15 protein-coding genes are annotated in these 24,719 nt (G+C 67.7%); 5 read left to right on the forward strand and 10 right to left on the reverse strand.

Annotation, left to right across the window (positions count from 1 at the left end; all coding sequences use genetic code 11):
* Positions 1-148 precede the first annotated feature (148 nt).
* On the forward strand, positions 149-1,027 hold the full coding sequence (locus BKK80_RS11560) for an EAL domain-containing protein (protein WP_071069481.1): 879 nt from the start codon (positions 149-151) through the stop codon (positions 1,025-1,027).
* Between the two features lie 89 nt (positions 1,028-1,116).
* Positions 1,117-4,986, forward strand: a complete 3,870-nt coding sequence (locus BKK80_RS11565) for a transporter substrate-binding domain-containing protein (protein WP_071069483.1) — start codon at positions 1,117-1,119, stop codon at positions 4,984-4,986.
* A 16-nt stretch (positions 4,987-5,002) separates the two neighbouring features.
* Here the strand turns inward: BKK80_RS11565 and BKK80_RS11570 are convergent, their stop codons facing one another.
* The 7 genes from BKK80_RS11570 to BKK80_RS11600 form a co-directional block, all read right to left on the reverse strand.
* On the reverse strand, positions 5,003-5,632 hold the full coding sequence (locus BKK80_RS11570; RefSeq protein WP_071012892.1) for a response regulator transcription factor: 630 nt from the start codon (positions 5,630-5,632) through the stop codon (positions 5,003-5,005).
* A gap of 96 nt (positions 5,633-5,728) precedes the next feature.
* Positions 5,729-9,178: a hybrid sensor histidine kinase/response regulator gene (locus BKK80_RS11575; RefSeq protein WP_071069486.1), complete on the reverse strand. Its 3,450-nt coding sequence runs from the start codon at positions 9,176-9,178 to the stop codon at positions 5,729-5,731.
* A gap of 221 nt (positions 9,179-9,399) precedes the next feature.
* Complete coding sequence (locus BKK80_RS11580) at positions 9,400-10,458, reverse strand: fimbrial protein (RefSeq protein ID WP_084545562.1); 1,059 nt, start codon at positions 10,456-10,458, stop codon at positions 9,400-9,402.
* 214 nt (positions 10,459-10,672) lie between these two features.
* Positions 10,673-11,677 carry a fimbrial protein gene (locus tag BKK80_RS11585; protein WP_167366673.1) on the reverse strand — a complete coding sequence of 335 codons (1,005 nt, stop codon included), beginning with the start codon at positions 11,675-11,677 and terminating at the stop codon, positions 10,673-10,675.
* Between the two features lie 146 nt (positions 11,678-11,823).
* The gene (locus BKK80_RS11590; protein WP_071069490.1) at positions 11,824-14,346 is read right to left on the reverse strand and encodes a fimbria/pilus outer membrane usher protein; all 2,523 of its coding nucleotides are present in this window, start codon (positions 14,344-14,346) and stop codon (positions 11,824-11,826) included.
* Positions 14,347-14,483: 137 nt separating this feature from the next.
* Positions 14,484-15,200, reverse strand: coding sequence for a fimbrial biogenesis chaperone (locus tag BKK80_RS11595; RefSeq protein ID WP_071012899.1), 717 nt, complete (start codon positions 15,198-15,200; stop codon positions 14,484-14,486).
* Positions 15,201-15,270: 70 nt separating this feature from the next.
* Complete coding sequence (locus BKK80_RS11600) at positions 15,271-15,861, reverse strand: fimbrial protein (RefSeq protein WP_071069492.1); 591 nt, start codon at positions 15,859-15,861, stop codon at positions 15,271-15,273.
* Positions 15,862-16,114: 253 nt separating this feature from the next.
* Between BKK80_RS11600 and BKK80_RS11605 the strand changes: the two genes are divergently transcribed.
* Positions 16,115-16,507 carry a hypothetical protein gene (locus tag BKK80_RS11605; RefSeq protein WP_236903666.1) on the forward strand — a complete coding sequence of 131 codons (393 nt, stop codon included), beginning with the start codon at positions 16,115-16,117 and terminating at the stop codon, positions 16,505-16,507.
* A 384-nt stretch (positions 16,508-16,891) separates the two neighbouring features.
* On the opposite strand, the gene BKK80_RS11610 is transcribed toward BKK80_RS11605, so the two are convergent.
* A complete protein-coding gene (locus BKK80_RS11610; RefSeq protein WP_157903206.1) occupies positions 16,892-17,128 on the reverse strand; it encodes a hypothetical protein in 237 nt (78 codons plus the stop codon).
* A 524-nt stretch (positions 17,129-17,652) separates the two neighbouring features.
* On the opposite strand from BKK80_RS11610, the gene BKK80_RS11615 reads away from it, so the two are divergent.
* Positions 17,653-17,943 carry a HigA family addiction module antitoxin gene (locus BKK80_RS11615; RefSeq protein WP_071069496.1) on the forward strand — a complete coding sequence of 97 codons (291 nt, stop codon included), beginning with the start codon at positions 17,653-17,655 and terminating at the stop codon, positions 17,941-17,943.
* A gap of 87 nt (positions 17,944-18,030) precedes the next feature.
* Here BKK80_RS11615 and purL read toward each other — a convergent pair whose 3' ends face one another.
* Positions 18,031-22,077, reverse strand: coding sequence for a phosphoribosylformylglycinamidine synthase (gene purL / locus BKK80_RS11620; RefSeq protein WP_071069498.1), 4,047 nt, complete (start codon positions 22,075-22,077; stop codon positions 18,031-18,033).
* A 308-nt stretch (positions 22,078-22,385) separates the two neighbouring features.
* Positions 22,386-22,973, reverse strand: a complete 588-nt coding sequence (locus tag BKK80_RS11625; RefSeq protein ID WP_071069500.1) for a winged helix DNA-binding protein — start codon at positions 22,971-22,973, stop codon at positions 22,386-22,388.
* Positions 22,974-23,362: 389 nt separating this feature from the next.
* On the opposite strand from BKK80_RS11625, the gene BKK80_RS11630 reads away from it, so the two are divergent.
* Entirely contained in the window at positions 23,363-24,706 is a 1,344-nt protein-coding gene (locus tag BKK80_RS11630) for an amidase (RefSeq protein ID WP_071016378.1), read from the forward strand.
* The last annotated feature ends 13 nt before the right edge of the window (positions 24,707-24,719 follow it).

Genomic DNA, 24,719 nt, shown 5'->3' on the forward strand with positions numbered 1-24,719 from the left:
TAGAAGGCACGAGCTGTTCCAAGGAATATGTCGTCATATTCCCTAAACGCATTGATCCGTGCCTATCCAACGCTCACTACTTTCCTATAACCGCCCCCTTCCGCCACGCAACGCCACACCGCGCCATGCCGCGTGCCCGCCGGCCAGTGTGGCGGCGCATCCGTCCGCCGCACTGGCCTCGGCGACGGCACCTACGCTTGACGACATCCGGCGCGGCCTTGACGCCGGCGAGTTCGTCGCCTATTTCCAGCCCAAGGTGGACCTGCGCGACGGCAGCTGGCACGGCGCCGAGGTGCTGGCACGCTGGCAGCACCCGCGCCTGGGGCTGTTGACGCCCGGCGCCTTCCTGCCGGCCATGGAAGCCGCCCCCGCCAGCTCGCGGGCCCTGTTCACCGAGCTGTTCGCACGCATGTTCGGCCAGGGGCTGGCACTGCAGCGTGAGCTGTCAGGGCGCGCGCAAGCGCTGGCGCTGGCGTTCAACCTGCGCCCCGAGCAGCTCGCCGGGCCGGGCTTCGCCGACGACGTCGGCCGCGCCGCCGCGGCGGCGGGCCTGCCGCTCTCGGGCCTCGCCTTCGAGGTGGTCGAAGCCGACGCGGACGGCGTTCCCGTCCTGGGCCCGGCCGCGCTGGAAACCCTGCGCGCGCTGCGCCGCATGGGCTGTGCGCTGGCCATGGACGACTTCGGCCAGGGCCACTCGTCGCTGGCACGCCTGTGCGAGTTCCCCTTCGACCAGATCAAACTCGATGCCGCCTTCGTGCGCGCGCTGGAACACAGCCGCGCCAGCCGCGCGGTGGCGCGCGCGTCCTTGCTGCTGGCGCGCGAACTGGCCGCTGAACTGATCGCCGAAGGCGTCGAGACATCGGCACAGCGGCAGCGTCTGCTAGCCATGGGTTGCCGTATCGGCCAGGGGTTCGGCCTGGCGCCGCCGATGGCGCGCGAGGCACTGCTGCGACGGTTTGCCCCTCGCGCCGCCGCGCTGGCGGCACCGGCCCGCGCCAAGGGCGGGACGTCTTCGCCCGCGCTCTGATCGCCGCTGCGGCGGGCACCGCGCTCCCGCCACCCGCACGCCCTGCGCAACGCGCACGGCGCCCTTCGTTGCCGACCCGGATTCCCGCCATGCCTGAACGACGCGTCCTGCCGCCGCGCACGCTGCACGCCTGCCGGCCCTCCACCCTTGCGCTGCTGCTGGCACTCGCCGCCGCCATGCTGGCCGCCCTTGCCCTGGCGCCAGCCCCTGCCCTGGCCCAGGATTGGGACGACAACACCTCGTCCCTGTCCCTGCAGAGCCACCTTCTGCTCGAACGCCGCACAGTGCCGCTCGACGCGGACGACTGGCGCTGGCTGCGCGACAAGCGCCGCCTCGTGCTCGGCGTACCCGCTCCGGGTCAGCCACCGCTGGACATCGTCCACGGCAGCGATTACGAAGGCATCACGGCAGATGTGACCGCCTTGCTGCGGCAGCAACTCAATGTCGACATCGAGATCCGCCGCTTCGCCGACCGCGCCCAGGCCACGCGGGCCCTGGAAGCCGGCACCATCGACCTGCTTGCGAGCGCCGGCCGTGCCGCGCGCGCGAACGGCAGCCTGGTGGTCAGCCGGCCGTACGCGCCCGACCTGCCTGCCCTGTTCCAGCGTCAGGGCGAAGCCGCCGCGCCGCCCGACGACCTGTCGGGCCTGACGGTGGCCCTGGCGCAGGACTACCTGTCCGGCCCGGCGCTGCAGGCGACCTATCCGGACGCCCGCTTCGTGCGTTACCGCAGCCATGCCCAGGCCATGGCCGCGGTGGCGTTCGGCCAGGCCGACCTCTATCTCGGCGACCTGCTGTCGGCTTCGCTGCTGGTGAGCCAGAGCTTCTTCAACTACGTGCGGCTGGCGCGCTTCCTGCCCGTCGAGCCGAGTGGCTTCGGCTTCGGCATGCGCCGCGACGGCACGCCGCTGGCGCGCATCGTCGACAGCGCGCTGGCCTCGCTCGGCCAGGGCAAGCTGGACCGCATCGCCAAGCGCTGGAGCGGCGACAGCGTGCTGCTGCCCGGCCAGCGCGTCGAGCTGGACGAAGCGGAGCGGCGCTGGATCAGCCGCCATCCGGTGGTGCGGCTGGCCGTCAACGACGACCTCGCCCCCGTCGCCTTCTTCGATGCCAACGGCAACTTCAACGGCATCCTGGCGGACCTGCTGCAACTGGTCTCGCTGCGCACCGGCCTGCGCTTCGAATTCACGCGCACCGGCAGCTTCGACAGCCTGCAACGCGCCCTCACCGACGGCAAGGCCGACCTCACCGTGCTGAGCCCGACCAGCGAGCGCGAGGAATGTCTGCGCTTCTCGCGGCCGTTCACCTCGGACTACTTCGTGCTGGTCGCGCGCAAGGACGCGCCGGTCGAACCGGATGCCCTGCAGCCGCCTTCGACCAAGCGGCTGGCCATCGCGCGCGGGCACATCGCCACGCAACAGGCACGGGCCGCCTACCCCTCGGTGCCCATCGACACGCCGTCGACCATCCTCGACGCGCTGCACATGGTGTCCGAGCGCCAGGCAGACGCCACCGTGCTGTCGCTGGGCGCGGCGCGCTACTACATCACGCGCCTGTACGGCGACAAGCTGGCCGTCAGCGGCCTGATCAGCCCGGACAGCACCCCGCTGAGCCTGGCCATGCGGCGCGGCGACACCGAGCTGCAGTCCATTCTCGACAAGGCCCTGCTGGCCTCGGGCCCGCATGAGCTGCAATCCATCGTCAACCGCTGGCGCCCTAACGCCGCCATGACCGGCCAGACCTGGCGCGACTACCGCCAGACCATCGCCTGGATCGTCGCCGGCGCCGTCGCCCTGCTGGCACTGTCCGCCGCCTGGGTGTTCCACCTGCGCCGCCAGGTACGCAAGCGGCTGCGCGCCGAACGTGCGTTGAGCGACCAGTTGCAGTTCCAGCAGACCTTCACCGACGGGCTGCCCGACCCGGTCTATGTGCGCGATTGCACAGGCCGGCTGCTGTCCTTCAATCGCCGCTACGAAGAGGTGCTCGGCATCAGCGCGCACGATGCCCTCGGCAAGACCGCCGCGGCGCTGCCTGCCAGCCTGTTCAAGTCCGCCCCCGACTTCCACGCCGGCTACCTGCGTGCGATCGCCGACGGCCAGCCGCAGCGGCGCCAGCTCGCCGTGCGCATCCACGGCGAGGCACGCTGGATCGACCATTGGGTGCAGCCCTATCGCGACGCCTCGGGCACGCTCAAGGGCGTGGTGTGCGGCTGGCAGGACATCACCGACCAGCGCCGCCTGATCGACGCGCTGCAGCAGGCCAGCCGCGCCAAGACCACCTTCCTGGCCACCATGAGCCACGAGATCCGCACGCCCATGAGCGCGGTCATCGGCACGCTCGAACTGGCGCTGCGCCGCGCCCGCGCGGGCGAGATCGACCGCGCGGCCATCGAAACCGCCTATGCGTCGGCCAACGGCCTGCTGGCCCTGATCGGCGACATCCTGGACATCGTGCGCATCGAATCCGGCCATCTCAGCCTGACACCGGTGCGGGCCCGCCTGCGCGACCTCGCCGAATCCGTCGTGCGCGTGTTCGACGGCCCGGCCCGGCAGAAGGGACTGGCGTTGACGCTGGAAATGGATTCCAGTGTCGGCGCGGACGTGCTGGTGGATCCGATGCGCTTCAAGCAGATCCTGTCCAACCTCGTCAGCAATGCGATCAAGTTCACCGCGCACGGCTATGTGCGCATCCACCTGGGCGGGGAGCCGGCCGGTGCCGAACGGATGCGGGTGAAGCTGTCGGTCGAAGACAGCGGCATCGGCATCGCGCCGGTCGATCAGGCGCGCCTGTTCCAGCCATTCTCCCAGGTCGCGCCATCCGGCGACGTGGATGAACACGGCGCCGCACATGGCGGCGCCGGCCTGGGGCTGTCGATCTGCCGCTCGCTGTGCGAAATGATGGATGGTTCGCTGCTCATGCACAGCGCCGCCGGTGCCGGCACGCGCATCGAGGTCGTACTGACCCTGCAGACCTTGCCGGCTTGCCAGCCCGCGACGCCGGACACCGCGAGCGCCGCCGCGCAGGCCACGCCGATGCCGGCACCGGCCCGCAGGCTGCATGTACTGGTGGCCGACGACCACGCGGTCAACCGCTTGCTGCTGTGCCAGCAGCTTGCCTTCCTGGGCCATCGCACCACCTGCGTCGAGAACGGCCGGCAGGCCTTGCAGGCCTGGCACGAGGACCGCTTCGATGCGGTCATCACCGATCGCCATATGCCGGAAATGAACGGGCTGGCGCTGGCCAAGGCGATCCGCGACGATGAGCGGTCGCGCGGGCTCGCACCTTGCCTGGTGCTGGGCCTGACCGCCGACGCGCGCAAGGAGGAAATCGCCGCCTGCGTCGAGGCGGGCATGGACGACTGCCTGGTCAAGCCGCTGGGACTGGACCGCCTGGAGCAAGTGCTGGCCACCGCGGCAGTGCGCACGCCCGGCGGGGCCGCCGCCCTGCCCGCTCCCGCGCAGCCGGCAGCCGATACGAATGCGGATACGAATGCGGATACGCAGGCTGATGCAGCCGGCGCCGACGGCCTTGCACTGCCGGCCCTGCCGGACGTTCCCGACTCGCGGGAGGCGGTGACGGCTGCGCTCGAGCCCACGCCGCAGGCACACGCCGATGACCCACGCATGGCGCGGGAACTGAGAGAACTGGCCGGCGGCGACGCGGCACTGGTGCAGCGGCTGGTCGACGCCATGCTGCACGCCAATGTGCAGGATCGCCGCACCCTCGCCAGGCTGCGCCGGCAGCCGGACACCGAGGCCCTGGGCCGCATCGCCCATCGCATCCGCGGCGCCGCCGAACTGCTCAGGGCAGCGCAGCTCGTCGATGCCTGCTCAGGCCTGCAGGCCGCGTGCCGCGCGGTGCCGCCTTCGCGGCAGGCACTGCGCGCCGCCATTGCGGCCGTCGAAGCGGCCACACAGGCGCTCGACGCGCAACTGCTGCGCGTCAGCAAGCCGGACTGAGGCAGCCCGCCGGAGCTCAGGCCACGCCGTTGCGCTTGGCCAGCTCCACCAGCGCGACCAGGTTCGATACGTTGAGCTTCTGCATCAGCCGCACCCGGTAGGTGCTCACCGTCTTGTGGCTGATCAGCAGGTCCCTGGCAATCTCCTGGTTGCCCAAGCCGCGCGCCAGCAGCCGCAGCACCGACAGCTCGCGGTCGGTCAGCGCGGCCACCTGCACCTGTTCCTCGCTGGCCGCCTTGGCGTTCTCCTGCAAGGCGATCAGCGCGTCCTCGGGGAAATAGGTATAGCCGGACAGCACGGCCCGCACGGCGCCCACCAGTTCGTCCAGGTTGTCGTCCTTGCAGACGAAGCCGGCGGCGCCGGCCTGCAGGCAGCGCATGGCGAAATTGCGCGAATCGCTCGAGGTCAGGATCAGAACCTTGACGCGCAGGCCCGCGGACTTCAGGTGAGCGATCACGGCGAAGCCGTCCATCTTGGGGATGGACAAGTCCAGGATGAGCAGATCGGGCTGGTGCTCGCGCACCGCCTGGATGCAAGCCGTGCCGCTGTCGCATTCGGCGACGATCTCGTGGCCTTCCTTCTCCAGCATCAGGCGCACGGCAAGATGGATCAGCGGGTGATCATCGACGACGATGATTCGGCTCATGTCTAGGATTCCTGGGCGGCGGGCGGCAGGGCTCCGCAGAATAGGAATTTCCTGCGGGTATATGCCGATCTTTCTAACTATGTATAGAGAAAAAGCTTAGCACAGGCGTGCGCCGCCCTGCACCCGACCGACGGCGGACTCTATCCTGTCGAGCAAGGCCTGCAGCGGCGCATCGCCGGCCAGCGTGCGCCCCTCGGCCAAGGCCGTTTCTTGCTCGCGGCAGGCAGTCACGAGGTCAGCCCCACGCGCTACCGACAGTGCGCCGCGCATGCGATGCAGCAGCTGGCGCAACAGCACGGCATCGCCCTTGGCGAGCGCGGCCCGCGTGGCGGCCAGGTCCTCCGCCATGGTGGACAGGAACAGCTGGCGCAAGGGGGCGGGCACGTCCAGGGCGTCATCCGCTACCGCTCCTGCCGCATCGGCCACATCGGCCCCATCGGCCACATCGGCCCCATCGGCCACCGCAACGGACTCCATTGCCCCGACTGCCGCTGCCCCCCCCACTGTCCCTGCTGCCGCCACCGCCGCACCAGCGGCCTTCGCCGCTGCGTGCAGCCGCTCATAGAGCGTCAGCAGGCTGATCGGCTTGGTCATCCACGCGTCCATGCCGGCGGCCAGGCAGCGCTCGCCTTCGTCGCGCATGGCGTTGGCGGTCACGCCGAGGATGGGCAGCGAGGCACCGCGCGCGCGCAGGGCGCGCGTCAGCGCATAACCATCCATCACCGGCATATTGACATCGGTCAGCACCACGTCGAATTGCCCCGTCTGCGCGCAGCGCAGTGCCGCCTCGCCGTCGGCCGCCACCGTCACCGTGCAGCCGAGTGCCTCGAGCTGCTCCTTCAGCAGGGTCCGGTTGATCGGGTTGTCCTCGGCCGCCAGCACTCGCAGCCCCAGCGGCGGCCGCTGCGTCGCGGCATCGTCACCGCCAGCCGCGGGAAGGAGGCCCGGGTCCAGCCCGGCCGCTGCCGCCAGGGCCTGCAGGATGCCCGCGCGGCTATGCAGGTTGACTTGCCAGCCGCCCGCGACGGACTCGGGCCGCAAGGCCGCGTCGTGCCGCGCCGTCACGCGCGCTCCGGCCCAGGGCAGCGGCGCCAGCCACGCCGGCAGCACGTCGAGCAAGAGCGCGTTCCCGGTGTCCGCGCCGCCCTCGCCCGGTGCTTGCTCCGGCACGCCATCTGCCGCCAGCGCATGCGCGTCCCAGCCGAGCGAGACCAGCCAGCGGCAAAGGCTGGCGGTCAGATCCGGCGCAGGCGAGCGCACGCAGACAGGCCGCGCTGCCACGGCCACGGCGGCGTCCGGCTGCGCCGGCAAACGCGGCACGGCGGCCAGCGGCACCGTGAAGGCAAACTGGCTCCCCACGCCGGGCACGCTGACCACCTCCAGCGTGCCCCCCATCAGGTCGCTCAGGCGGCGGCAGATCGACAAGCCCAGCCCGGTTCCGCCGATCGGGGCAGGGGTGGCGGGCCGATCCTTGCCGCGGCCATCGCGGCGGGCATCGGCCTGGTTGTCAGCCTGATAGAAGGGCTCGAACAACCGCTCCTGCTGGGCCTTCGACAAGCCGCTGCCGGTATCGACCACTTCCCAGCGCAGGCGCACCACGCCGTCGTCTGCCTCCCGCTCGCGCCGCAGGGTCACGGCGACGCGGCCCGCGCCGGTGAACTTGATGGCATTGCTGACAAGATTGGCAAGGACCTGCCGGATGCGCATGCCGTCGCCGACCACCGACTGCGGCACGTCGGCGTCCAGGCAAGCGTAGAACTGCAGGCCCTTCTCCTGCGCCCGCGCCGCGTAGCCGCGCAGGATCTCCTCGGTCAGCGCCTGCGGGTCGAAGGCCTCGGCTTCCAGCGGCATCTGGCCCGCTTCGATCTTGGAAACGTCGAGGATGTCGCTGATTAGTTGCAGCAACACATCGGAGGAACTGCGGATGGTGTGCAAGTAACCCTGCTGGCGTGCATCGAGCGGGGTCAGGCCGAGCAGTTCCAGCGTGCTGACCACGCCGTACAGCGGCGTGCGGATCTCATGGCTCATGGTGGCCAGGAAACGGCTCTTGGCCGCATTGGCCTCGTCCGCCGCGGCGCGTGCCCCGCGCAGCGCCGACAGGGCCTCACGGTGAGCGCTGATGTCGTGGAACGCGCAGAGCAGCACGCTGGCGCCGCCATACTGCGCCGGCGCCCAGCGCGCGTGCAGCGACAGGCCCCCGGCCACCACGCAGGCTTCGCCGGGCACCAGCCGGCCGGCCTCGATCAGATGCCAGTCGCGCACCAGCGACACCATAGCGTCCGGGCCGCCAAGCCATGCCTGGGCCAGCGCGTTCTGGATGACGACCTCGCGTCCGCCCTGGTCCAGCACGCACAGCGCGACAGGCGCGGTCTCGATGATGGCGCGGTTGAAGGCGTGGCTCTCCTCCAGCGTGTAGTGCGCTTGACTGGCCGGTGCCACCACGCGCCGGCGATACCAGCGCAGCAGCGCCCAACCGGAGCCGAGGATCGTCAGGAATGCCGTGACCAGCGCCACGATGGCCCAGCGCTGCTGGCGGAAAAGCTCGCTGTAGGTGATGAAGTAGACGGCCTGCCAGCCCGGGCGCGCACTACTGCCGCACTTGATCAACAGCCCGCCCGCCGCCAGGTGGACGCCATCGCCATACTTCTCGACCCGCTCCCGGGAACCCAGCAGCGCCTGGCCATCCGGGCTCAGCAGGTCGAAGGATGGTGTGTAGCGCCACCCCAATTCCTCGGTCAGGGCATCCAGTTCCAGCACCGTGGCAACGATCACCCGCCGTGGCGCATCCGGTTGCCACCATAGCGTGTCCGGCACGCTGTCTTCCAGGTAGGCCATCAATTCCGGCTCCTTGCCACCGAAATAGCCGGAGTCGACTTGCCAATGCACCTTCAGGACACCGGGCGACGGAAGGTCCTGGCGCACCTGCTCGCGGGCGCTGTCGAGAACGCGCAGCAAGCCCTTGCGCGCCCTGACCGGCAGGTCCGGCCTGGCGTCGATCGACGGCACGGCCATGCCTGCCACGCTGTCCAGGTCGAACAGCAGCACCTGCGGTGCCCGAAAGCGAGAATGGCTCCAGAAGCTGCTGTAGACGCTGTCCGCTATCACCCCCAGCCTGAGCTGGCGCTCGCGCGCTTGCGGCGCCTGCGACGCCAGCGCCCACTGGCCGCCGGGCAAGGACAGGGCAAACGGGGGGGAGAAAGCGAACTGCTGTCCCTCGTAGATATCGACCTCCCCGCGCGGCATCGTCTTCAGCGTGGCCAGTTCCGCAGGCTGCCCGGCGGGCGCGCCGGGCGACGAGGGCTTGGACTCCGGTTCGGTCGCGCGGGTGAACTGCAGCAGGAATCGCTCGTATTCCTGCATCGTTCCGACCAGCCGTGTGAAATGGAAGGCGGCCTTTGCCTGCTCGAACCAGAGCACGCGGGCGATGGCCCAATATGCGGTACTCAGGAAGAAAAAAGCAAGCAGGAGGATGACCAGCAGGCCAACGTTCAGGCGCAGCGCGCTTTGCGCCAGTTTCTGGACTTTCGAACCTCGACCGTTTTCCATGGGTGCCGACCGCAAGCGTTCGCTTCACATTGGCGGCACGCAGCAGGCCTGGCGGCCTCTGTCTCCGGGTTCTTGCCACCGTGTCAGCGGGATTGTAGCCGTGAACGGCACTTGCCGGCGACTAGCAAGAATGGCCGTGGGGACACCCGAACTTCAGTTTGATTTAGCTCGGCACGTAACTGGCGACGCCGAAGAAGCGGTGTGCACCAGGATCGGAGCCACTACTGATAAGAGAAAGTAATCGTACTTTGTGCCTCAACCGATCCCGGCGTGACGGTTTTCCCGGTCTTGACATACTTGGCCACAAAGGAAAGCCCGATCGCCCCATTCGCCCCGGCCGTATCGACGTACCATTGGTTGGTATTCCCTTTCGCCGAGGAGTCCGGCCCGTAGCTGACCGGCGTCGTTGCCTTCTCGCGATAGATCTTGATGCCGACACCGCCGGCTCCCGAACCTTTGCCAAGACTGAGCGTGTCGCTTGTATTCACGGGATTCGATGCGTCCGTCATCGTTGCGTAGACCTTCACGCCCTGATCGCACTGCAATCCCAGCGAGAACGGGGCAGAGGACTCTGCCGACTCGCCCCTCTGCTGATTCAGGCTGTGAGCCGACACCTTTGGCAGCGAAACGGTCTGCTTCGCACCGCTCGTCAACTTGCATGATCCGGCCTTGACGGTAGCGTTCCCTTTCACTCCCAAAGTCGTCGTCAGAAGGTCTTTTGACGTCGATTTCTGCTTGATATAATTCACCGGACTCATGGTGAAGCTATAGCTCCCGGACTTCACCCGCCCCGTGAAAACCAAGGTTGCCCTGAGCTGCAAACCTATATAGAAAATCCCGCTCGTTGGATAACTCAGCGAGCCGATATCCTGCTCCGCGGATTTGATCGGGACCCAATCAGCCGTATTGCTCAACCTGGCCGCCATGGCGACCCCGATACCCGGCACGCTAGTCTCCCAGACGGCATGCTCCACGCCATTCTGCGTATAAGTGACAGTGGATTTTTTAACCGTCTCAGGAATGACGATCGACCCATTGACTCCCGACCTATCATTGCAGGTCAGGCTTTCATTGATCTGAAATATCGAGTAGCTGAATGAATTGTTAGTGGCGCCGGAAGACACCGCCATCCCCGGGGCCATGGCATCCTCCGCACTGGAAACCGTTTGCGCAGGAAATGATATGGTCGGGCTACCGCTCACCGACCAGCAGATCTCCGCCGCATGAGAGGAAAGTGAAAACGCAGAAAATATAAAAAACAATAATATTCTTGTTGTCATCCCTTGCCCCCAGAAACGAAGCAATAACACGCACGCATAACGCTCGCTTTGATGCTGCCGACCGTCCCGCCGCGTACACGGCTCATCGCTTGTCGCGCGTATGCCAGCCTCCCATTCCCCGCATCCGATCGGACATGACCCTGTCACCCCAGCACGCTGCAATGCCGTTCCGGTCCCCGATTCGATCCTGCTTTCAGCAAGGAAGCCCGCCCGCTCATTGATAGCTCATGGTGAACGTGGCGGTGCCATTCGCCGTGCCGGGCACGACGGTGGAGGAAGTCCGCACGTAGCGAGCCTTGAAAGGAATGGTCACGTTGACGTTGCCGAAGCTGCCGACCTTCCATTGATTGGGATTGTCTGCCGCCGCAGAGTCCGGACCGTAACTGACCAGCGTGTCATCAGCACCACGCAGGATCTGAATGCCGAAGCCTTTGGCTTTCGAACCGGACGCCAGCGAGAGCGTATCGGTTTGATTAGCGGGGTTCGCCGAGTCCGTCAGCGTCATGTACATCTGCGTCGTCGTACCTGGGTTACCACCAGAGCACTGGAGGCGCACCTCGAAGGATTTTGGTGAAGACGTTGCGCCGACGCTTTTCAGCTCGCTGGTTGTTGCCTTCCCCAGATCAACGTCCACTTTCGGGGTCAACACATTGCAGGTCGGAACTTTCGGAACGATATTGATCGAGCCATTCGTCACAATGGAGCGGATCTGCTTTTCATGCGGGATGATATAGGTCATACCGACCTCCCCGCTCAAAACGCCTGCTGCCGTGATATCGCCGGTCTTCACAAGCTCAATGGTAAATTCCGTCCCTGCGGCCAGCCCATAGTCAGTACCGGTCCCGTCAGTCGATTGCGGCCACCAATCATCCTTATTGATACCCCCTCTGATGCGAACCCCCACTCCGGCAACCGGCGTGGGATAGGTGTTGTACTTTCCGGGAGCGGCGCTTGTCGAACCGAAATACCCGACGAGACCAACGGTTGAATCGCAATACGCCCTCCCGCCCGATCCGGTCGAGCTCCCCGACGACGTGAAGATCACCGTGCCCTCCTTGACATTGGGATCAAATGGAGGCGGAGAGAATTTCGGCAGCGTGACGACGAGATAATCCACTTCTTTGTTATCGGTCGTCTTGACCGTGCATTTCGCATTCGCATAGCTGGATAAAAGAACCAGGATCGCGACGCCGATGAATTTGATTTTCCCCTTGTTCATGCTTGACTCCTTGTTTTCCGATCTTCCCGCGTGCCATGGCCGCGTCTTGTTCTGCGTTCAGCCTCGTCGATTTCGCCGCTGGTTTCGTGCGCAAGCGCCGCACATCGATGCAGCCCAGGCCCCCGATGCGCGGCCCCGGAAGGCGATCACTTGACGGTGGTGACCATCGCGCCGCGCACACAGCTCGCCACCTGCCGCTCATACATCAGCGCCTTGTTCTGCGGCTTCAGCGCGTAGCCGATCGTGCATTGCTCGTCGCCCCAGCGCACGTCGATGCTGCCCTTGTCCTGGATACCGAACACCAGCAGGCGCGACTGGTTGTCCACCATGCCGAGCGGCCTGCCCTTGGCGTCATAGGCGTGGGCGCCGAACGGCACCTTGCCGGCCTGGTCCAGGCTCAGCTCGAACTGCACGCGGCGGCCCGTCTCGGCCTCGAAGCGCGTCTTGACCACGGCGCCGCGGGTGGGCACCACCATCTTGGAGTTCTCGGTGATCTCGGTCTCGACGCCGGTGCTGGACGGATCGACGTTGAGCCAGTTCACGCGATAGGGCTGCAGATAGGGCACCACGGCATAGCCGCTGCGGTCGGTGCGGACCGACGGCGAATTGCTCATCGACACGCCGGCCACCTTCGGCACCTCGACCACGGCAAAGGTCTCGCCCAGCGGCTGGCCCAGTGTCACGCCGCCGCCGTGCAACACCACGGAGCCCGAGGCGCTCGCATCGACGTGGCTGCCGAAGCGGTTCTGGCTGGCGTTGCCGCTCAGCTTGGCCGTGGGCGTATCCCAGCCCAGGCTGACGCCGCCCGAACCGCCGCCGTCGCGGCTGTAGCCGGCCTGCACGCCATAGTTGACGGTATTGGCATCGTTCAGATAGCCCGTCACGCCGGACTGCAGGTTGTAGTCGCCGCGCACCGACGACACCGCGTTGGCGTAGGCCCGATGCGTTCGCCCCACCTTGCCCAGCGGAATGCTGAGCGACACACTGAACTGCGTTTCGGGCCGGGCGGCCAGGCCCGAGTCCCGCGTATGCGACACCGACAGGCTGTAGCTGATGTCCTTGTAGCTGCTGCTGTAGCCGAGCTGCACGCGCCGGCTGCGGCCGTCGCCGCTCCAGTAGCTGGTGTCGCCCACGCCGAGGTACAGCGAGCCGCTCGACAGCGGCTGGCTGATATTGACGTCCACCCGGCTCTTCTGCCGGCGGAAGCCCTGCCCGTCGGGGCGGTCGGTCTCGTCCACGTGCTGGCTGAAGGTACGGTAGCCGTCCGTGGAATAGCGGTAGCCCACCATGGTGAAGGTGGTGTTGGTGGGATTGACCGTCTTCGAATACAGGAAGCGGACGCTCTGCCCCTGCCGGGTGCCGTTGGGCGTGCGCGAGCGGCTGTGCGTCACGTCCAGCGACACACCGCCGATACGGGTGTTCACGCCCACGCCGAGGTTGGCCGCCGCGTAGTCTTGCGACGCCTGGATGCCGCCATAGGCCGTCCAGTCTTCGGACACGCCGTAGACCATGGTGCCCTGCAGGAACTTCGGGCGCGACGAACCTTCGCCGCGGTACTGGCCGCCGGCCAGCGCATAGCGCAGGCTGCCGTGGCGCACCATCACCGGCAGGTAAGAGTACGGCTGCGTAAAGCGGCGCACGCGTCCGTCGGCCTCGGTGATACGGATCTCGAGGTCGCCGTTGGAGCCGCTCGGATAGATGTCATTGATCTCGAACGCGCCGGGCGGCACCGCCGTCGAATAGATGACGTAGCCGTTCTGGCGCACCTCGACCACGGCATTGCTCTCGGCGATGCCGCGCACGGTCGGTGCGAAGCCCATCTCGCCGTCTGGCAGCATGGCCAGGTCGGTGCCGATCTGCCCGCCCAGGAAGCGCACGCTCTCGAAGATGTCGCCCGGCGTGTACAGTTCGCCCGCCGACGCCTTGCCGCGCAGGCTGGCGAAATTCCGCTCCACGTAGGTGCGGTTGCTGGAGAAGCGGCTGCCCGTCTCGGAGGAGCCCGACAACGAGGATTCGTTGCGGAAGCGCCAGCCGCCGATATTGAAGCCGCTGCGCAGGCCGAGGTAATAGTAGTCGCTGTGCTGGCCGTTGCCGTCATTGCGGCTGTAGGTGGCCTGGTAATCCGTGTAGAGGGCCGGCACGCCGTCATCCCACAGCGACGGATCCACGTAGCCGCGCGCGGTGCGCAGCACATAGGCCTGCGGAATGCTCAGGAAAAGCGAGAGCGTGTTCGCCTCGAAATCCACCGCCGCGCCGTCCGCCAGCGCGGACAGGTCAACGGCAGCGTTGTCATCGGTGCCAGCGGGGATGCGACCCTCCTTCGCCAGCTTGGCCACGTCGACACCGATCGCGCGCAGCAGCCCGAGCGGGATGGCGGGCCGGACCAGGCCTTCGGCATCCGGATTGAACTGCACGGTGTGGCGCCGGGTCAGCGACTGGTTCAGGTAGACGTCGACGTCGTAGCTGCCGGGCAGCACCGCGTTGCCCTTCTCGAAATAGTGCAGCGCGACCGGTCCATCACCCTTGCGCAGGAAGGACTCGTTGAATTCCACGGCATGGCCCGCGGAGGGCAGCACCAGCCCGAGCATAACCAGCCAAGGCACGCTGATCTGCGCGACGTTGCCGAGTTCACTGGACTGCCTGATGACTTCCTTCCTGACGATGACCATAACCGTTTTCTCTTGTGATTCGCTTCCCAGCCCGTTCCGCGGGCGGGCGCAAAGCGCCCTCTCCCCCCATCCATGAACGGGGGTGGCGGAGATCAAGGGGAAGCGGCGTGTTAGGCGGCGGCTGTGAGGCGACAGCCTCAGTTGCCGGTGGCGCCTTCGTGCGACTGGATGGCGCCGTAGTCGTTGATGGTGTCGAAGCGAACCTTGGCGTCCGCGTTGGCGGCGCCCGCCGGCAGGCCCTTCACTTCGAACCGGCGCGTTCCGGCCGGCGGCACCATTTCAGGTGCGGCCTCGTAGTCACGGCCGCCGCTGTGCAGCTTGACCCCGGCCAGCGAGACGTGGAATGCGGTGGGATTGCTCACCTCCAGCTGCGCCTTGCCATCGTGCGGAACCAGGCGCCAGCGCAGTTGCGCGGGGGCCTTGGCCACATCGCCGGGCAGGCCGGCAGGCCGGTAGAAGAGCTTGATGCGCTGGCGCAGCGCGATCTGCAGTGTGTTCTCGTCCTTGGGCTTCTGCGGGATCTCCTGCACGTTGACCCAGAAGACCGATTCGCGGTCGGTGGGAAGCCCTTGGCCGTAGTAAAGAATGCGAAGCGTCTGCTGTTTCTCCGCACCCAGGCGGCCAAGCGTCGGCGTGATGGCGAACGGCACGTCCGCCTTGTCGTCGGCGCCGTCGATCCAGGCCTGGATCATGACGTCCGCCGCCGCACGGTTACGGACCAGCACCGACGCCTCCTTGCTCGGCGCGGCCAGCACGACGCGGGTACCGTCGAGCGTGATGCCGGCGAGCGACGCGCCCGAAGCCAGCCCCAGAGAGCCGGCCAGGGCCAGCCCAGCAATGTGAGAGCGTTTCATATTGGATTCCGTGATGCCCGGACGGGCGGGAGGCCGGAGCCCCCCGCTCAGCCCGGAGGGTTGGGGGGGATTACTCGTAGGTCAGCGTGAAGGGCAGCGTGCCGTTGGCCTCGCCGGGGCCGATGGCGTCGCCGTTCTTCACGTAGCCCGCGCGCAGGGCCAGCTTTGCCGTGTACTTGTCGCCGTCCTTGGCCAGCTCACCCTCGATCACGCTGTTGCCGCTCAGGTCCAGCAGCTCGTTCTTGCCGTTGTACAAGCCGATGCCCACGCCGGTGGCCGGGCCGGTGATGGCGAGCAGCTTGTTGTTGTGCTTGTCGATACCCGAGCCGGAGACCGGGTCGAAGCGGACCTTGACCGTGTTCAGGCCTTGGGCGGAGTTGTCGCAGTTCAGGTCGAGGTTGATCGCGGTGCCGGCGATGATGTTGCCGCCCGCGGTGCCACCCAGCGAGTCAGTGGTGACCTTGCCGAGCTTGACGTCGATGATCTGATTGCCCTGGCTGCCACCCACGTTGGTGCCGCTGCCGCCGACGAGGCTGCAAGAGGCGGCGATGATGCTGCCGGTGAAGTTGATGGTGCCGTCGGCGGCCATGGCCGAGCTGGCGCCGAAGGTGGCGGCGGTGGCGGCGGCGGCGATGAGGGCCATGCGGATCTGCTTGGACATATTGTGCTCCTGTGAAGGTTGGTAGTGAGGTTCTCCCGAAAGAGGACCCCATTATCTCGACCGAAGCACATTCCGATAAAGCAGCCGAATCCTAAGATTGGATCAGAAAAATCCGATTATGGTCAGACCCCACCCTTTCCGCCCCCCGACACCATTTGAGAGAAAGCATGACGCCAACCTGGGGTATAGTATGGATTAATCCTGGCCACTCCCCAGCGGGAAACGACTCCACCAACCTATGAATGTTCTGAATATGCGGAAGCCTTTGCGCTCTCTCTTCGCAGCCACCCCACGCCCAGCCGCCCCACGGCGGTCCGAACGCCCAAGCACCGCCGTCGACGCACACGGCGATGGCACGCAGGCACTGCCACGGCGCAAGCCCTGGCAGATCTGGCGCCTGCAATCGGCCGGATGGGGCTACTGCGCCCTGGCGACAGCCATTCCGCCGCAACTGCAGGCCGGCCGCAAGGCGTGGCGCGGGCAGCTGCCGGCGCGCGATCGCTATGGCGAGGCCAAGGTGGCACGGCTGGGCTGGGCCACCTTGCAGGTCGTCGGGCGTGCGCCCGCGGCGGCCGGCGTGATCGGCGCCAAGCGTGCGCTGCGCTGCCTCTATCAGCCATGGAGCCTGCAGTTCCGCGCCGGCTGAGCCCGCCACGCCGTCGGCAGCCACACCTCGCGGCACGGATTTATCGGAAGGGTATTTTCCATCGCTTCACCCAGCACTTTCACCGCACTCCTCGCCGCCACCACGTACCCTAATTGGGAAAGGAAGACCTTGTCCAACGGGGGAGACATGATAATCCGGCCGCCATCCGAGAGATCGAGGCATCAGAATCCGCATCGGAAAAAACGGATTCTAAATGAATATCCATTAATACATCGAATCCAGTCTCCGCGGCGCTCCCGGGCTTCTTTCAACCATGGCAGGGATGCCGGCGCTGGCATGGGCGGCGGCCATGGGTGGCGGCCCTGATGGAAAACAAGGCGGCGGCCTGCCGGGCCGCCGCGGAACTTGCTGCCCTTGGCTGCCTCAGCCGATACGCACCCGCGCCTGCAGAGCGCCACCCGTGCCATGCATGCGCCCGGACAGTTCCAGGGCCAGGCCGGCACCGAGGTCGGCCAGGCCGGAAATCACCGCATCGCCATCGCTCAATTCCGCGATGGCCTGCAGCAGCGCATGCAGGTGCCCGCAGGCCTCGGCCGCCTCGGTGCAGCGCCCCGCGGCCTCTTCCATCATGGACAACAGTTCGAGCCGGGTCTTAGCCATGTCTCGTCTCCCGCAGGACACGGCAGACGGGCCGCGTCGCGTCGGCCTCGCACGATAGGCAATGCCAGGGCGCTTGGGTGTTCCCGGGATGTGCGACATAGGGAAACGGGAGGATGTGGGAAATGCGTTGCCCGACAGGGGCGAGCGAAGACTGGGGCATGGTGTTGCCTCCTTGGTATGCGGGACGGACACCGCTCCCCGACGCCAATCGGGGTGGGCGGGCGCAAGGCGGGGTTGGCGTGCCGGTACCAAGGGACCGGTGAGCCCGAAGGCTCCCCTGCCAGGGCCCGCCCAGAGAAGGCAAGCAAAGGCATGACGGACGAAAAAACCGCCGGAGGGCGGTCATCCGCCTTGGTATTCGGGACGCCAATCCCGGCCACTGTGGTTGCAGTGGGCGTGGGAAGTATAGCGGCTTTCGCCGTTGAACGCGGTCACGGTGCAAGCGAACTGGCGCGTTATCTTCGGCTTCGAAGACGACCACGTCCGTGTCGTCGATTACGTCGACTAGCACTGAGAGGCACGCCATGCGTATGCACAACCCGCCGCATCCCGGCGAAATCCTTCACGATCTGTGGCTCGAACCGCTCGACCTGACCATCACGCGCGCAGCGGAGGCACTGGGAGTGGCCCGCAAGACGCTGTCGGAAATCGTCAACGGCAAATCCGCAGTCAGCCCGGAAATGGCCGTGCGCCTGGAAATCGCGTTCGGCAAGAGCGCCGAATCCTGGCTCGCGCACCAAGCCGCCTATGACCTCTGGCTCGTCGAGCAAAGGCGTGGTGAGTTGCACGTCCATCCGCTGAAGCACGCGGCCTGAGCCTCAAGGCAACGCGGCGCCATCAAGGCGCCGCGTCATACCAACAGCAATCGCAACAGCTGCCAGCTGCCAGCTGCCGCTACTGTCTTACCCCACCCACTTGCGCGCGTTGCGGAACATGCGCATCCACGGGCTGCCGCCGTCGGCCACCTGCTTCCAGGCGTCCGGCGCCCAGCTCATGGTGGCGGCGCGGAAGACGCGCTCGGGGTGCGGCATCAGCACGGTGAAGCGGCCGTCGGTGGTGGTCACCGAGGTGATGCCGTCCGGCGAGCCGTTCGGGTTGAGCGGATAGGTCTGGGTGACCGCGCCGCGGTTGTCGACGAAGCGCAGCGCCACGTCGACCTTGCCCTGGTCGCCCTGTTGCGAGAAGTCGGCGAAACCCTCGCCGTGCGCCACCACGATGGGGATGCGGCTGCCTTCCATGCCGGCGAAGAAGATCGACGGCGAGGACTGCACTTCCACGGTGACGAAGCGCGCTTCGTACTGCTCGGACTGGTTGCGCGTGAACTTGGGCCAGGCACCGGCGCCCGGAATGATCGGGGCCAGGTTGCTCATCATCTGGCAGCCGTTGCACACACCCAGCGCGAAGGTGTCCTGGCGGTTGAAGAAGGCGGCGAACTGCTCCGCCATCTGCGCGTTGAACAGGATGGTCTTGGCCCAGCCCTCGCCCGCGCCCAACACGTCGCCGTAGCTGAAGCCGCCGCAGGCCACGAAGCCGGTGAAATCGGACAGCTTGGCGCGGCCGGCGATCAGGTCGCTCATGTGCACGTCGTAGGTGTCGAAGCCGGCGCGGTCCATGCTGTACGCCATCTCGATCTGCGAGTTCACGCCCTGCTCGCGCAGGATGGCCACGCGCGGACGCGCGCCGCTGGCGATGAAGGGCGCAGCGATGTCTTCGGCCGGATCGAACGTCAGCACGGGCGAGATGCCGGGGTCTGCGGCGTCGAGCACGCGTTCGTATTCGCTGTCGGCGCAGGCCGGGTTGTCGCGCAGGCGCGCGATGCGCCAGCTCACTTCGCTCCAGTTGCGCTGCAGTTCGCTGCGCGGCGCGCTGTAGACCTTCTTGGCGTCGCGGAAGATCTCGAACTGGTCGCTCGTGTTGGGCTTGCCGACCACATGGCTGCAGGCCGACAGGCCCGCCTCGCGCAGCACGGCGAAGACCGCGTCGCGCTCGTCGCGGCGCACCTGGATCACCGCGCCCAGTTCTTCCGAGAACAGCGCGCGCAGGGTCTGGTCGTTGCGGCGCTCGGCGATCTGCTGGGCCCAGTTCTTGGCATCGCCGTAGTCCTGTTCCTGGCCCGGCTCCAGCGTCAGCATGTCGACATTGAGCGACACGCCGGTGTGGCCGGCGAAGGCCATCTCGGCCAGCGTGGCCAGGAAGCCGCCATCGGAACGGTCGTGGTAGGCCAGCAGCTTGCCTTCGCGGTTCAGGCGCTGGATCACGTTGAAGAACTGCTTCAGGTCTTCGGCGCTGTCCACGTCCGGCGCGCTGTCGCCGACCTGCTGCGTCACCTGCGCCAGGATGCTGCCGCCCATGCGGTTCTTGCCGCGGCCCAGGTCGATGGCGATCAGCACCGTCTCGCCCTGATCGGTGCGCAGTTGCGGGGTCAGCGTGCGGTCGGTGTCATCGACGGCGGCGAAGGCCGAGATGATCAGCGACACCGGCGCCACCACTTCCTTGTCCACGCCCTCGTCCTGCCACTTGGTGCGCATCGACAGGGAATCCTTGCCCACCGGGATGCTGATGCCCAGTGCCGGGCACAGGTCCATGCCCACCGCCTTGACGGTGTCGTACAGCTTGGCGTCCTCGCCGGCCACGCCGCAGGCTGCCATCCAGTTGGCCGACAGCTTGACCTTGCCCAGGTCCTTGACGGAGGCGGCGGCCAGGTTGGTCAGCGCCTCGCCGATGGCCATGCGGCCCGAGGCGGGCGCGTCGATCACGGCCAGCGGGGTGCGCTCGCCCATGGTCATGGCCTCGCCGGCGCGGCCCTTGTAGTCGAGCGTGGTCACGGCCACGTCGGCCACCGGCACCTGCCACGGGCCGACGAACTGGTCGCGCGCGTTCATGCCGCCCACGGTGCGGTCGCCGATGGTGATCAGGAAGGACTTGCTGGCCACGGTGGGATGGCGCAGCACGTCGCGCACAGCCTGCTCCAGCGCCACGCCGGTGACGTCGACCGGCGGCAGCGCCTGCTCGACGTGGGTGACGTCGCGGTGCATGCGCGGCGGCTTGCCCAGCAGCACGTCCATCGGCATGTCGACGGCGTAGTGATCCTTGAGGGCGGCGTCCACGCTGGAATCTACCAGCTGCAGCTGCTTTTCCTCGGTGGCCACGCCGACCACGGCGAAGGGCGAGCGCTCGCGTTCGCACATGGCCTGGAACAGCGGCAGCGAATCCGGCGCGATGGCCAGCACGTAGCGCTCCTGCGACTCGTTGCACCAGATCTCGGCCGGGCTCATGCCCGACTCTTCCAGGTGCACCTGGCGCAGGTCGAAGCGTGCGCCGCGGCCGGCACCGTCGACGATCTCGGGGAAGGCGTTGGAGATACCGCCGGCACCCACGTCGTGGATCGACAGGATGGGGTTGGCGTCGCCGAGCTGCCAGCAGGCATTGATGACTTCCTGCGCGCGGCGCTCCATCTCGGGGTTGCCGCGCTGCACGGAGTCGAAGTCCAGGTCGGCGGTATTGGTGCCGGTGGCCATCGAGCTGGCCGCGCCGCCGCCCATGCCGATACGCATGCCGGGGCCGCCGAGCTGGATCAGCAGCGAGCCGGCCGGCACGCCATCCTTGTGCGTGTGGCTGGCGTCGATGTTGCCGATGCCGCCGGCGATCATGATGGGCTTGTGGTAGCCGCGCACCGTGCCGCCCACGTTCTGCTCGTAGACGCGGAAGTAGCCGCCCAGGTTGGCACGGCCGAATTCATTGTTGAAGGCGGCGCCGCCGAGCGGGCCGTCGATCATGATCTGCAGCGGCGAGGCGATGCGCTCGGGCTTGCCGGTCACGCCCGGCTTGTCGTCCGGATTACGGTGCGCCAGCGGCTGGGCTGCATCGCGGTCGTTCTCCCACGCCTCGAGCGCATCCGGCAGCATCAGGTTGGACACGGTGAAGCCGGTCAGGCCGGCCTTGGGCTTGGCGCCGCGGCCGGTCGCGCCCTCGTCGCGGATCTCGCCGCCGGCGCCGGTGGAGGCGCCCGGGAACGGGGAGATGGCGGTCGGGTGGTTGTGCGTCTCCACCTTCATCAAGGTGTGCGTGAGCGCCTGGTGGCGGCCATACTGCTGGCCCTCGCCGCGCGGGAACCAGCGCTCGGCCACGTCACCTTCCATCACCGCCGAGTTGTCCGAGTAGGCCACGATCGAGCCCTGCGGATTGAGCTGGTGCGTGTTGCGGATCATGGCGAACAGCGACTTGTCCTGCTGCACGCCGTCGATGGTCCAGGTGGCGTTGAAGATCTTGTGCCGGCAGTGCTCGCTATTGGCCTGCGCGAACATCATCAGTTCGACGTCGGTCGGGTTGCGGCCGAGCTTGGCGTAGGCGTCGATCAGGTAGTCGATCTCATCTTCCGACAGCGCCAGGCCCATTTCCACGTTGGCCTGCGCCAGTGCCGGGCGGCCGCCCGCGATGTCGATGAAGCGCAGCGGCTTGGCCGGCAGTTCCTCGAACAGGCCGGCGGCCTCCTCCCGCGTGGCCACCACGGTCTCGGTCATGCGGTCGAACAGGTGGGCGGCGACAGCCGCGCGCGTGCCGGCGTCCAGCGCCTTGCGGCCGCGCAGCAGCCCCTTCTTGCAGACCACCGTGATCTCGATGCCGCGCTCGATGCGGTGCACGTGCGTCAGGCCGCAGTTGTGCGCGATATCGGTAGCTTTGCTGGCCCAGGGCGAGATGGTGCCGAAACGCGGAATCACGACGAAGCGGTCACCCTCGGGCTGCGCGGCGAACGGCGCGCCGTAGGTGAGCAGCGCTGCGATGCGGCTTTGGTCTTCGACCGAGAGCGGCGCGTTGCTGTCGACGAAATGCACGAATTGGCCGTGCACCGATTCGATGTCGGCGTCGATCTGCTTGAGGGCCGTGAGCAGGCGTTGCTGGCGGAAGGCGGAAAGCGCCAAAGCGCCGGGGAAGCACGAGAAATGCGCCATGATCTGAGCGGTCGGGAGGCGTAGGAGGAGTGGACTGCAGCTGGCGGGCGCCGCTGAGTGGGGCGTCCGGCAGCGAAAGCATGGAATTATACCTTAGCGAGGGGCGTTTCCCGCAGTGCGGCGACGCATCCAGACCTGCCCGGATCCGCCTGCCGGGCCGTCCGCAGAGAAGGGATGTGCAGGGAACGTCCCGCGCCCGTGCTGACTGCTGCCCGGGCCCGTGTGGCGCGCCTCCGCCTGCACCCTGCTCCGCGCGCGTCCGTCGCGCCGGTCGCGGCCGGCGCGGCGTTACCGCCCGGCCCGCTCTGCTACAAGGAGGTCGCGGAGCGCGCTGCCTGCTCGTACAGGCCGGTCAGCACGCGCAGCAGGCGCGCCAGTTCGCCGATCTCCGCGTTCTCGGCACTGCCAGGCGTCATATTGCTGGTCAGGCATTGCTCGCGGATCTCGCGGTAGCGGGCGCAGGCCTCGGCACCGGCAAGCGTGGTCGAATAGGTGGCCTCCTTGCCGACCCGCTCCCCCGCCACCAGGCCAAGGCCCTGCAGTTTCTTCAGGGCGTAGGTGACGAGATGGGTGTCCTCCACGTTCAGCACGAAGCAGATGTCGGCCAGCCGCTTGGCGCGGCCGCGGTGGTTGACGTGATGCAGTACCAGCACGTCGAGGAAGGTCAGATCGTGCACACCGGCCGCCCCCATGCAACGCACCACCCAGCGACTGTAGGCGTTGTAGGCCGTGTTCAAGCCGAACTCGAACTCCGACAGTTCCGGGCTGCGCGCCGAGACCAGGTGGGCCGAGGAAACGATGTTGGGACCCACCGCGCGCTGCAGCGGGATGGGCGCCGCTTCCGGGGTGACGGCCGGGACGGCGGCCGGGTCGGCCTGGACTGGCTTGCGTGCCATCGAAATACTCCTGAATGCGATCTGCGCGGCGTGCCTGCCCATGCCGGCACGCGAGGCGGAAACAAGGACTGCCGCCGGCACCACCGGCCGGACCCGCCTGCCGGCGGCTCGCTGGCGGCGCACTGGTGGCGGCGCTGGCGTCCGCACCGGTGGCAGGCTGACGGTGGCTTGGGGGGTGGATCGAGCGTTGATTGGCGGCAGTTTTCTTGACAGTTTATTGGCAATTCGCCCACATGACCACCGCGGGCCACCGCTGCCAGCCCTCTCGGGCAGGCGGTCCCCGGGGCATGGTTGCGCACGCTGGCGCACCTCGCTAGACTCGACCGATCCGCTCCGGTTCCGCGAGCCCCGTCAATCCAGGCCTGCGCGCCTGCCGCTCTCCCGCCATGATGCTGCCCGACCTCGATACCCTGCAAGCCAGCCTGCGCGCCGGCACCACCAGCCGCACCGCCATCGTCGAAGCCGCCCAGGCCGCCGCCGCCGGACCGGCCGCGCGCTCCGTGTTCCTGCAGACCAGTTTCGACGAGGCCCTGCGCGTGGCCCGCGCCGCCGACGCCGCAGCGCTGGCGGGCCAGCCGCTGCATCCGCTGGCCGGCCTGCCGGTGTCCATCAAGGACCTGTTCGATATCGCCGGCGAGGTCACGCGGGCCGCCGCCATCGCGCGCGACGACGCCGCGCCGGCCGATGCGGACGCGGCGGTCGTGGCACGCCTGCGCCATGCCGGCGCCGCGCTGGTGGGGCGCACCAATATGAGCGAGTTCGCCTTTTCCGGCGTCGGCATCAACCCCCATTTCGGTACCCCGCGCAATCCGCTCGACCCCGCCGTCGCGCGCGTTCCCGGCGGGTCCTCCTCGGGTGCCGCCGTCTCGGTGGCGCTGGGGCTGGCAGTCGCCGGGCTCGGCAGCGATACCGGGGGCTCGATCCGCATCCCGGCGGCACTGTGCGGTCTCACCGGCTTCAAGCCGACCACCCGCCGCGTCCCGCTCACCGGCGCCTTTCCGCTCTCGTACACGCTGGACACCGCCTGCGCCATGACGCGCAGCGTGAGCGGCTGCGTGCTGGTGGACAGCGTGCTGGCCGACACCCCGGCCATGCCGATCGGCAAGGCTCCGGCGGCCATCCGCCTGGCGGTCGCGCGGCAATACCTGCAGGATGACCTGGAACCGGTGGTGGCGCAGGCCTTCGACCGCGCGCTCGGGCGCCTGTCGGCGGCCGGCGTGCGCATCGAGCACATCGAGCTGCCGGAGCTCGAGGAGTTGCCGGGGCTCAATGCCGCGGGCGGCTTCACCGCTGCCGAAGCCTGGTCGATCCATCGCCACCTGCTGGCCACCCGGCGCGCCCAGTACGATCCGCGCGTGGCCATGCGCATCGAGCGCGGCGCCGCCATGAGCGCTGCCGACTACGTCGACCTGATGCGCGCCCGCCTGGACTGGATCGCCCGCGTGCAGGCGCGGCTGGCCGGCTTCGACGCCATCGTCTGTCCGACCGTGCCGATGGTGGCGCCACCGCTGGATCCGCTGCTCGCCGACGATGCGCTGTTCTTCCGCACCAACGGCCTGCTGCTGCGCAACACCTCCGCCTTCAACTTCCTGGACGGCTGCTCGATCTCCCTGCCCTGCCACGCGGCCGGCGAACTGCCGGTCGGCCTGATGCTGTCGCACGGTCCGCTGCACGACGCCGGGCTGCTGGGCATCGCCCTGGCGCTGGAAGCGATCGTGCGCCCGGCGGCCTGAGCACGGGCCCGCC

Origin of the sequence: Cupriavidus malaysiensis, from assembly GCF_001854325.1 — a bacterium.
In the GTDB taxonomy this organism is placed as follows: Bacteria; Pseudomonadota; Gammaproteobacteria; order Burkholderiales; family Burkholderiaceae; genus Cupriavidus; species Cupriavidus malaysiensis.